This window comes from Stutzerimonas sp. KH-1, from assembly GCF_054483855.1.
Genome location: NZ_CM137011.1, coordinates 2,053,445 through 2,064,180, shown reverse-complemented (window position 1 = coordinate 2,064,180; position 10,736 = coordinate 2,053,445). Strand labels below are relative to the sequence as shown.

Genomic DNA, 10,736 nt, shown 5'->3' with positions numbered 1-10,736 from the left:
CTCTACATGGCGCCTCAGAGTGCCGCACGTCCTTGTCCGGCTAACTTTGCCGAGTTAAACGTCGAGCGGCAAGCCTTGGCTGCCGGAAGAAAGCGCCTCGTCACGTAAGCCTTTGGCTCAGCTGTCGCGCTCGTTGGCATGACGGCCGACAAGGGTATCGACTGGCGGCACGCGGGTGTCATTCTCCATCTGCGCTTCGTGCTCCAGTTGGTGGCTGAAGCGTTCGAGGGAGTCCTGGGTGTGATGGGCGTCGCTGGCGAACACCGGCGGGCTCAGCATGTAGCTGCAGAGCAGTCGGCTCATTGCCGCAAGACTGTCGATATGGGTGCGCTCATAGCCGTGGGTGGCGTCGCAGCCGAAGGCCAGGAGCGCGGTGCGAATGTCGTGACCCGCTTCGATCGCCGACTGGGCATCACTGTGGTAATAGCGAAACAGATCGCGGCGCACCGGGATCTCGTGTTCACCGGCCAGCTTGAGCAGATGGCGCGACAAATGGAAATCGTAAGGGCCGCCGGAATCCTGCATGGCCACGGTCACCGCATGCTCGCTGGAGGCCTGGCCCTTGGCCGCCGGAGCAATATCGATGCCGACAAACTCGCTGACGTCCCAGGGCAGGGCGCCGGCCGCACCTGAGCCGGTCTCTTCGGTGATGGTGAACAGCGGATGCACGTCGATCGGCGGCTCGCGACCGCTTTCGACGATGGCCTTGAGGGACGCCAGCAGGGCGGCGACACCAGCCTTGTCGTCGAGGTGGCGAGCGCTGATATAGCCGCTTTCGGTGAATTCCGGCATCGGATCGAAGGCGACGAAGTCGCCGACGTTGACCCCCAGCGCGCAGGTTTCGGCGTGGCTGTAGGTATAGGCATCCAGGCGCAGTTCGACGTGGTCCCAGCTGACCGGCGCTTCGTCCACTGCAGTGTTGAAGGCATGCCCGGAGGCCAGCAGCGGCAACACGCTGCCGCGGATCACCCCGGTATCGGTGAAAACGCTGACGCGGCTGCCTTCGGCGAAGCGGCTCGACCAGCAGCCGACGGGGGCCAGGCCGAGGCGGCCGGAGTCGTGAACCTCGCGGACGATCGCGCCGATGGTGTCGAGGTGCGCGGCGACTGCGCGGTCCGGGCTGTAGCGGCGACCCTTGAGCGTGGCGCGGATGGTGCCGCGGCGGGTCAGCTCGAAGGGGATGCCCAGTTCGGTCAGGCGCTCGGCGACATAGCGCACAATGGTGTCGGTGAAACCGGTGGGGCTGGGAATGGCGAGCATTTCCAGCAGTACCCGTTGCAGGTAGTTGAGGTCGGGTTCGGGTAGTTTTGCGGTCATGGAAACCTCCCGTTGGGCGGCGGCTCGCAGCCAGCCAATGAGATGAATGGGGAAAAATCGAAGGGCACCAGGGCGCCCTGGATCGACTGCCTGCCCGGCGCGAGGCCGGGCGGGGTCGCTCAGCCGGCGACGCTGAGCGGAAAGAGCAGGTCGATGAAGCGCTCGGCGGTCGGCTGTGGCTCGTGATTGGCCAGGCCGACGCGCTCGTTGGCTTCGATGAAGACGTACTCCGGCTGGTCCGGCGCCGGCACCAGCAGGTCCAGGCCGACCACCGGGATGTCCAGCGCACGGGCGGCGCGCACCGCGGCATCACTCAGCTCCGGATGCAGCTGAGCGGTGACATCCTCCAGCGTGCCGCCGGTATGCAGGTTGGCGGTACGGCGCACGGACAGGCGCTGGCCGGCGGGCAGCACGCTGTCGAATTCGAAACCTGCGTCACGCAGGCAGCGCTGGGTTTCCTCATCCAGCGGAATATGGCTCTCGCCGCCGGTGGCGGCCTGGCGTCGCCGGCTCTGCTTCTCGATCAGCGCGCCGATGCTGGTGCGACCGTCTCCTATGACTTCCGCTGGCCGGCGGATCGCCGCAGCGACCACCTCGTAGCCGATGACCACGATGCGCAGGTCCAGTCCCGGGTGGAAACTTTCCAGCAGTACGCGGCTGTCGAACTGCCGCGCGCGCTGGATGGCTTCCTCCATCTCGACGGCGTCGCGCAGGTCCACCGCTACGCCCATGCCCTGCTCGCCGTCCACCGGCTTGACCACCACGCTGCCGTGCTCGGCAAGAAAAGCCGCGTTATCTGCCGGTGTGCCCGCCAGCTGCTGCGCCGGGAGGCGGATGCCTGCGTGGGAGAGGGTTCGGTGAGTCAGGCGCTTGTCCTGGCAGAGGGTCATGCTCACCGCCGAGGTCAGGTCGGAAAGCGACTCGCGGCAGCGCACCCGCCGGCCGCCCTGGGTCAGGGTAAACAGCCCGGCTTCGGCATCGTTGATCTCGATCTCGATGCCACGCCGGCGAGCTTCGTCGACGATGATCTTGGCGTACGGGTTGAGCTTGGCCTCCGGCCCCGGACCGAGGAACAGCGGCTGGTTGAAGCTGTTCTTGCGCTTGACGGTGAATGTCTGCAGATCACGAAAGCCGAGCTTGGCGTAGAGCGCCTTGGCCTGCTGATTGTCGTGCAGCACGGACAGATCCAGATAAGCCAGGCCACGGCCCATGTAGTGCTCGATCAGATGGCGCACCAGCGCCTCGCCGACGCCGGGCCGCGGGCAACTGGGTGAGACTGCCAGGCACCAGAGGCTCGAGCCGTTCTCCGGATCATTGAAGGCGCGGTGGTGATCGATGCCCATCACGCTGCCGATGATCTGTCCGGAGGTTTCGTCCTCGGCCAGCCAGTACACCGGGCCGCCCTTTTCGCGAGGCGTGCAGCGCTCCGGGTCGACCGGCATCATGCCGCGCGACTGGTACAGGCCATTGATCGCGTGCCAGTCCGCGTCGCTCTGCGCGCGGCGTACGCAGAAGCCCCGGAAGGGCTGCTGCGAGGGGCGATAGTCGCTGAACCAGATGCGCAGCGTGTCCGAGGGGTCGAGGAACAGCTGTTGTGGTGCGTAGGACAGCACCTGATGCGGCGCAGCGACATACAGCGCGATGTCACGCTCGCCGGCCTGCTCGTTGAGCAGTTCGGCCGCCAGCTGCGCCGGATCGGAATAAGTGTGGCCGACCAGGATGCGGCCCCAGCCGCAGTGCAGGGTTACCGGGCCGCAGGGCTCCTCGTGCCCGTCCTCCGCGAAGCGTGCCTGCAAGCGCTGGTAGGTCGGTGCCTGCCCGCGCAACAGACGCTGACCGTAGGCTTGGGACTTCTGCATGGTACGTTCCTTGATGCTAGGTCACGAAGCAGCGGGTCGCGGGGCGAAGTGTCCGCCCCTTGATGCAAGCCAACCGCAGCCGTTCGTGAGCGGGTTATCGGGGCTTTCGCGACAAGGCGAACTCATCGGCGGCCCCTAAAGGCCTTGCTCGCTCAACCATAGGTTGACCGCCGCCAGCTGCCAGAGTTTTGAACCGCGCAGCGGGGTGAGCTGGCCATCCGGATCGGCGAGCAGCTTTTCCAGCATCTGCGGGTTGTACAGCCCGCGTTCCTGGCTGGGGTCGAGCAGCATTTCGCGCACCCAGTTCAACGTGGCGCCCTGCAGGTGCTTGAGGCCCGGCACCGGGAAATAACCCTTGGGTCGGTCGATCACCGCGGCGGGGATCACCTGGCGTGCGGCTTCCTTGAGCACGTACTTGCCGCCTTCCGGCAATTTGAATTTCGCCGGGATGCGTGCCGACAGCTCGGCCACGCGATAGTCGAGGAACGGCGTGCGCGCCTCCAGGCCCCAGGCCATGGTCATGTTGTCGACGCGTTTGACCGGGTCGTCGACCAGCATCACCGTGCTGTCGATGCGCAGCGCCTTGTCCACCGCAGCCTCGGCTCCCGGCTGGGCGAAATGCTGACGGACGAACTCGCCGGAGAAATCGCCCTTGACCCACTGCTGCTGCATGGTTTCGGCATATTCCGCGTAGCTGCGGTCGCGGAACGCGGCGAGGTAGGCCGCCACCGGGTCCTCGGCGCCATCCACCTGCGGATACCAGTGGTAGCCGGCGAACAGTTCGTCGGCGCCCTGACCGCTCTGCACCACCTTGCAGTGCTTGGCCACTTCCCGCGAGAGCAGGTAGAAGGCGATGCAGTCGTGGCTGACCATTGGCTCGCTCATCGCCTGGAAGGCGGCCGGCAGCTGCTCGAGGATTTCCTTTTCCTGGATGCGCAACTGATGATGGCGGGTGTTGTAGTGCTTGGCGATGAGGTCCGAGTACTTGAACTCGTCGCCGCGCTCGCCGCCGGCGTCTTCGAAGCCGATGGAGAAGGTCAGCAGGTTGTCGTCGACACCGGCCTCTCGCAGCAGGCCCACCAGCAGGCTGGAATCGACGCCGCCGGAAAGCAGCACGCCGACGTCCACTGCAGCGCGCTGACGGATCGCCACCGCCTCGCGCATGGTGTCCAGGGTCAGGCTTTTCCAATCCTCGAAGCTGTAGTCGCGTTCTTCCTCATGGGCGCCGAAGCGCAGGTTCCACCAGCGTTCGGTAGTGGTCGTGCCGTCGGCGTCGATACGCATCCAGCTGGCCGGCGGCAACTTCTCGATGCCGGCAATCAGCGTGCCCGGCGCCGGCACCACCGCGTGGAAGCTCATGTAGTGGTTCAGTGCCACCGGATTCAGCACGCCGGCGATATCGCCGCCCTTGAGCAGCGCCGGCAGCGAAGAGGCGAAGCGCAGGCGCTGGTCGGTGCGCGACAGGTACAGCGGCTTGACGCCGAGGCGGTCGCGGGCAATGAACAGTTGCTGGCGGTCGCGCTCCCAGATGGCGAAGGCGAACATGCCGTTCAGACGCGGCAGCAACGCCTCGCCCCAGGCATGGAAGCCTTTGAGCAATACCTCGGTGTCGCCTTCGGAGAAGAAGCGATAGCCGAGATTTTCCAGCTCGGCACGCAATTCGGGGTAGTTGTAGATGGCGCCGTTGAAGACCATCGACAGGCCGAGGGCCGAGTCGATCATCGGCTGGCCGGAGGCCTCGCACAGATCCATGATCTTCAGGCGTCGATGGCCAAGCGCCAGCGGCCCTTGGCTGTGAAAACCGCACGCGTCGGGGCCGCGCGCAGTCAGGTGTTGGGTGATGCGTTCAACCGCGGCCAGGTCGGCCGGGAGGTTATCGAAACGAAGTTCTCCAGCTATGCCACACATAAAGTCCTTACCGGTTTTGCCGTTGGGGAGTGTGACTGACCCGTCATCCTCGAAGTTCAGCTTTTCGGACCAGCGCAGCGGCGCTGGTTCGGGCTCGATCGGGTCAGTCATCTTTTTACACCAAAGCAAAATAATGCTTTGATGTCAAAGTTAATAAGCCACATGAAAGCGTATTCATGGCTGAAGAAACCGTTTCAAATGAAAATAATCTTGCTGGGCTTCAGGTCTTCGAGATGCCGCTGTTCCAGGCCATGCGCCGACTGCAGCAGGACGCCGAGGTGCATGCCAAGCGGCTCGCCCGTTTCGGCGGCTTGAGCCCCGTGCAGCTGATGATCCTGCAAGTGCTGGCCGGCGAAGGACAGATGACCGCCAGCGCCCTGAGCCGGCGCGTGAGCTTGACCGCCGCGACGCTGTCCGGTCAGCTGGATCGGCTCGAGGAACGCGGGCTGTTGCAGCGTCAGCGTGACGATCAGGATCGCCGCCGCCAGTGGCTGCTGCTCAGCGACAGCGGCCGGGAACTGCTGGAGGACGCGCCAGCCTTGCTGCCGCCGGAATTCCGCGCGCGGTTCGCCGCACTGCCGCAGTGGGAACGCCATGCGCTGACTGCCGCTTTGCTGCGCGCCGCCGAGCTGTGCGGCGACATGGAGTGAGGCGACCTAGCGCGGGTTCTCCAGGCTCTTCACCGTCAGTTCCAGCGCCTTGCGCATGTCCAGTCGTGCCGAGCGGCCGACGTCGTTGTCATCCAGCCGATAACCGCGCTCGGACGGCAGGATCGGCGCGGTCAGGTCGTCCGCCTCGGCCGGCTCGAAGTCCGAATCGCGGCCGATGGTCATGGCGCTGCGGCGCAGCAGTTCACGCACCTGATCGGGGGTGAGTTCCGGATTGACCGACAGCATGGCCGCCACCGCGCCGGCCACCAGTGGCGTGGCGTAGGACGTGCCGCAGTGCACGTCGCCGCGCTGCTCGGGATCGAGGCTGGCGGCGCGGGTGCAGGCGGCGGCGGTGATGTCCACACGCATGTCGACATTCGACGACTTGCGCTTGCGCACGTAGTCCGGGTGCTCCACCGAAACCTCCTTCTTGGCGTTGCGCTCGTGGCCACCGACCACCAGCAGCTGCTCAGTGATGAAGGAGGAGGGCAGGCGGTAGTCGTCGCGGCTCGAGTGAGCGGAGCCGTTGCCGGCGGAATTGATCACCAGCACGTCGGGATGCTCGCGGCGCAGCCAGAGGAAGAACTCTTCCAGCAACTCCTCGTAGCCGCTCATGGCGATGCCCGAGCGCAGCAGCGAATCCACCGGCTCGCCTTCCACGTCCACCGTGCCGATGCGATGGATACCCCAGCTCCAGTTGAGAATCCGTGCGCCATCTTCGACCAGATTCACCGAGGCTGCGACATTGGCGGTGATGCCGGCATCCGAGTTGCGCTCGACGATCACTTCGAAGCCCGGTCCGGTGCCGTCCAGCGAGGCGAGAAAGCCTTGGTCGCGGGCGTCGCTGGCGTGCGCGGCGAGAATGCCGGTCACGCTGCTGCCATGGTTGTCCGGCTTGTCGGCGTCGCGGGCATAGAGGCAGGTGCGCTGCTGCTGCGGATCGCAGGGCTGCAGGTATTCGGCGAAGTGCGGCGCGTCGAAGTCCACCGCACGCTCGATGATGCCGATGCGCACCGGCTTGCGCTCGGCGGCGCGCTGGCCGTCCGGGATGCGTTCGCGGTAGTAGTCGACCGCATCGAGGAAGCGGTTGGCGGCCCATTCGCGGTTCTGTTGACGCGGCTGCTTCGGCTGTTCCTGCTCCTCGTTTTCCGCAGCGGATTCCTCGATCACCACCGCATCCACGCCTTCCTCGCTGCCCAGGCGCAACACCATGGCATCGCGCTCGATCAGGTTGTCCACCGGCAGGCGCAGCTGATAGGTATTGAGCGGGGGGATGGCGCCGACCAGCTTCGCCCCATACTTCTCGGCCAGCTGCTGTGCCTTCGCCAGGCCTTCATGGTCTTCCTCGATGATCAGGCTGACCAGATCGACATAGGTGGTCAGCCCGTCCATGTTGCGCGTCACCTCATCCGCCCTGGCGGCGACCACCTGGCTACGTCCGGCCGACAGCCAGACCGGATTGCTGCGCCGGCCGCCGTGCTCCAGCCACAGCGGGCCGCTGCGTAGCTCGTCAGGCGCGAGGGTCAGGCGCATGCGCTCGCCGTCGCGGCGGATCTGCTCGGCACGCAGCGGGCGACCGTCGAGCTTAAGCTCCACCTCGCTTTCCGGAAGTCCGCGGGTTCGAAGGCACCAGCTCAACGTCTGCTTGGAGAACAGGTCACCGCATCGCTGCAGCTGGGTGATACGCATGTCCTGATCGGCTGTAGCGGCTTGTGTCAGCAAGGCGCCCAGTAGGCCCAGGGCGATGACGTTCGAGCGGTATGCAGTCATGGTTCAGCGTCGTTGCAGGTAGTTCACGCTGAACAGTTCGCGCCGATCGGTCCACTGGCCACGGCAGTCGAAACCGGCTGTGTCCGCCAGCGCGACGAAGGATTCCAGCGTGTACTTGTAGGAGTTTTCCGTGTGCAGGCTTTCCCCGGCGTCGAAATGAAAGCGCCGGCCTTCGATGGTCACGTCCTGGGCCTCGGGGCTGATCAGATGCATCTCGATGCGCGATTCGTTCTCGTTGAAAAATGCTCGATGGACGAAACGCGACGGGTCGATGTCGCTGTCCAGCTCGTTGCGGATGCGCTGCAGCAGGTTGAGGTTGAAGGCGGCGGTTACGTGGGCGCGGTCGTTGTAGGCGGCCTCGAGCACGGCGCGCTCCTTGACCAGGTCGACGCCGATCAGCAGCCCGCCGCCGGCCGGCAGCACGTCGTGCAAACGCTGCAGGAAGGCCCTGGCCTCGGCGGGGGTGAAGTTGCCGATGCTCGAGCCGGGGAAGAACACCAGCGGGTGCTCGCTGGAGAAGTCGTCCGGCAGGTTCAGTTCATGGGAAAAGTCGGTACAGGCGGCATGCACTTCCAGCCAGGGATAGTCCGCCGCCAGCCGTTGGGTGCTGCTGAGCAGGAAGTCTTCGGAGATGTCGATGCCCAGGTAGCTGGTCGGGTGCAGCGCCTCCAGCAGCAGGCGGACCTTGCGGCTGGCGCCGCTGCCCAGCTCGATCAGGTCGCTGTGAGGGCCGGCGATGTCGAGGATGTCGTTGGCCGCCTCGGCAAGGATCTGTTCCTCGGTGCGGGTGATGTAGTACTCCGGCTGCCGGCATATCTGCTCGAACAGCTCGGACCCGCGCCGATCATAGAAGAACTTCGGTGACGCCCACTTCGGTGTGGCGGCGAATCCGGCCAGGGTCTCGTCGCGCAGCGAGGCCTCATGCGGCTGCTGCAGCTGATCGTGAAAATGAATCGCCAGGGCCATGCTCAGAGTCCTCGTGCCAGGCGCAGCCCGGCGAACTGCCAGCGCATCGCCGGCTGGAAGAAGTTGCGGTAGGTGACCCGCACGTGGGATTCCGGCGTGGCGCAACAGCCTCCGCGCAGCACCATCTGGCCGGACATGAATTTGCCGTTGTATTCACCGAGGCTGCCTTCCAGCGGGCGGAAGCCGGGGTAGGGCAGGTAGGCGCTGGCTGTCCATTCCCAGACATCGCCGAACAGCTGCAGCGGGCCGTCGTGGCCGGTGGGCGCGGCGACCGGTTGCAGGTAGTCGCTCTCGAGAAAGTTGCCACGTAGCGGCTGGTCGGCCGCCGCCATCTCCCACTCGGCCTCGCTCGGCAGGCGTGCGCCGGCCCAGCGTGCATAGGCATCAGCCTCGTAGTAGCTGACGTGGCAGACCGGTGCTTCCAGGTCCAGCGTGCGCAGCCCGCCCAAGGTCATTTCATGCCAGGCTTCGTCTTCTCGCAGCCAGTACAGCGGTGCGTTCCAGCCGGCCTGCTGGATCAGGTCCCAGCCGTCGGAAAGCCACAGCTCCGGCCGGGCGTAGCCGCCGTCAGCGATGAACGACAGGTACTCGCCATTGGTTACCAGGCGCTCGGCAAGCTGGAAATCCTCGACGAACTGGCGATGCCGCGGCGTTTCGCAATCGAAGGCGAAATCACTGCCGGCATGGCCGATGTGCTGCACCCCACCGGCATAGTCATACCAGCGGGGGCGTGCCGGGCGGCTCGGCAACGGGCTGGCCAGGTCGTCGCGATAGACCGGATGCAGCGGGTTCTGCGCCAGGATGTGCTTGATGTCCATCAGCAGCAGTTCCTGATGTTGTTGCTCGTGCTGCAAGCCCAGCCCGACCCGCCGGACGATCTCGGCGGCCTGCTCGCGAGGCGGGTTGGCTAGCAGCTCGCCGATTGCCTGGTCCACCTGCTCGCGGTAGCGATAGACCTCCTTCACCCCGGGGCGGGAAAGCATGCCGCGTCGAGCCCTGGGGAACGGCACGCCGTGGGTCTGGTAGTAGGAATTGAACAGAAAGTCGTAGGCCTTGTTCTGGCATCGATAGCTCGGCAGGTAGGGCAACAGTACGAATGTCTCGAAGAACCAGGTGACATGCGCCAGGTGCCATTTCGGCGGGCTGACCTCCGGCGTGCTCTGGATCACGTAATCCTCGATCTGCAGAGGCGCGCAGATCGCCTCGCTGGTCGCGCGCACCTGTCGATAGCGCTGCAGCAACTGATCGAGTTCGGCCAATGCCGGATGCGGCTGTTGTGCCAGGTTGCCCATGGCTGTCCCCCTAGGTTCTTGCGCGACCGAAACGGCCTCCCATAGCGACACGGGGCAAAGGGCAAAAGTTTCTGCCGGACGGGTAGGCCGTGGTGAAGAAATGCGCAATGCACGTGGTCACTCCCCGTATGAGCAAAGCAGGAGATCGAACGATGCGAAAGTCACTGGTCCTTTGTAGCGCGGCCGTTCTGGGGGCCTGCGGGCAGCACGACACCGCACCCTACACCGAGGCGGCGGGCGCGCCGAAAAGTACCGAGACCCGTGCGCTGGAGGCCGGCGCCCGTTTGCTGCAGGGCCAGGCGCCGCTGAACGCGGTCAGCGCCTATCTCAACGGCTTCCATTTCTACAACGGCGACATGAACGGACAGATGGAGGCGCATCACTATGTCACCCGCCTCAACGAGGAGGTGATGCAGGCGCTGATCTATGACGGCAACGGCCGCGACGCCAAGCTGATGGGCGTGGAATACATCATCAGCGCGCGCCTGTTCGAAACGCTGCCGGAAGAGGAAAAGAAGCTCTGGCACAGCCACGACTACGAGGTGAAGTCCGGCACCCTGGTTGCGCCCGGCCTGCCTGAGGTGGCGGAGCGGCAGCTGATGGAGCAGGTGGTCAGCACCTACGGCAAGACCTGGCATACCTGGCACACCGATCGCGACAAGGAGCTGCCCTACGGTATTCCGGCGCTGATGATGGGCTTTACCGCCGACGGCCAGCTCGATCCGGCGCTGGAAAAGGCGCGCGATCGGCGTATTGGCGTGGATACCCGGGAGACCCGCCGCAACCGCCAATCGATTCCACAACCCTCGGTCCATCCTGCCGCCAATGCCTGGGAGCAGGGCGAGGTCATCCAGTTGCAGCGGGTGCGTGGCGCGGGTGAACACCGGCATGGCGATACGACCGGACCGGCGGAGATTCACGAGTCGGGCCGCCTGCAGCAACAGCAGCAACGCAGCGACCCGCGATGAACGCCG

General features: G+C 65.4%; 8 protein-coding genes. 2 read left to right on the top strand and 6 right to left on the bottom strand.

Annotated features, from left to right (window positions below; all coding sequences use genetic code 11):
• Nucleotides 1–117: 117 nt before the first annotated feature.
• From ACX1DW_RS09820 to ACX1DW_RS09810, 3 genes are all read right to left on the bottom strand, one after another.
• Nucleotides 118–1,317 (bottom strand): osmoprotectant NAGGN system M42 family peptidase, encoded by a 1,200-nt coding sequence (locus tag ACX1DW_RS09820; protein WP_133455971.1) that lies wholly within the window; start codon nucleotides 1,315–1,317, stop codon nucleotides 118–120.
• A gap of 119 nt (nucleotides 1,318–1,436) precedes the next feature.
• The gene (ngg, locus tag ACX1DW_RS09815; RefSeq protein WP_458993302.1) at nucleotides 1,437–3,176 is read right to left on the bottom strand and encodes an N-acetylglutaminylglutamine synthetase; all 1,740 of its coding nucleotides are present in this window, start codon (nucleotides 3,174–3,176) and stop codon (nucleotides 1,437–1,439) included.
• A gap of 135 nt (nucleotides 3,177–3,311) precedes the next feature.
• Nucleotides 3,312–5,084, bottom strand: a complete 1,773-nt coding sequence (locus ACX1DW_RS09810; protein WP_458993400.1) for an N-acetylglutaminylglutamine amidotransferase — start codon at nucleotides 5,082–5,084, stop codon at nucleotides 3,312–3,314.
• 176 nt (nucleotides 5,085–5,260) lie between these two features.
• Between ACX1DW_RS09810 and ACX1DW_RS09805 the strand changes: the two genes are divergently transcribed.
• The gene (locus tag ACX1DW_RS09805) at nucleotides 5,261–5,734 is read left to right on the top strand and encodes a MarR family winged helix-turn-helix transcriptional regulator (RefSeq protein ID WP_125868454.1); all 474 of its coding nucleotides are present in this window, start codon (nucleotides 5,261–5,263) and stop codon (nucleotides 5,732–5,734) included.
• A 6-nt stretch (nucleotides 5,735–5,740) separates the two neighbouring features.
• Here ACX1DW_RS09805 and ACX1DW_RS09800 read toward each other — a convergent pair whose 3' ends face one another.
• The 3 genes from ACX1DW_RS09800 to egtB are packed head-to-tail and all read right to left on the bottom strand — an operon-like array spanning nucleotide 5,741 to nucleotide 9,762.
• Entirely contained in the window at nucleotides 5,741–7,504 is a 1,764-nt protein-coding gene (locus tag ACX1DW_RS09800) for a S8/S53 family peptidase (protein WP_458993301.1), read from the bottom strand.
• A gap of 3 nt (nucleotides 7,505–7,507) precedes the next feature.
• Nucleotides 7,508–8,470: an L-histidine N(alpha)-methyltransferase gene (gene egtD / locus ACX1DW_RS09795; protein WP_063541395.1), complete on the bottom strand. Its 963-nt coding sequence runs from the start codon at nucleotides 8,468–8,470 to the stop codon at nucleotides 7,508–7,510.
• A gap of 2 nt (nucleotides 8,471–8,472) precedes the next feature.
• A complete protein-coding gene (gene egtB, locus ACX1DW_RS09790; RefSeq protein ID WP_200594937.1) occupies nucleotides 8,473–9,762 on the bottom strand; it encodes an ergothioneine biosynthesis protein EgtB in 1,290 nt (429 codons plus the stop codon).
• A 152-nt stretch (nucleotides 9,763–9,914) separates the two neighbouring features.
• Between egtB and ACX1DW_RS09785 the strand changes: the two genes are divergently transcribed.
• Complete coding sequence (locus ACX1DW_RS09785; RefSeq protein ID WP_200594939.1) at nucleotides 9,915–10,730, top strand: OBAP family protein; 816 nt, start codon at nucleotides 9,915–9,917, stop codon at nucleotides 10,728–10,730.
• Nucleotides 10,731–10,736 lie beyond the last annotated feature (6 nt).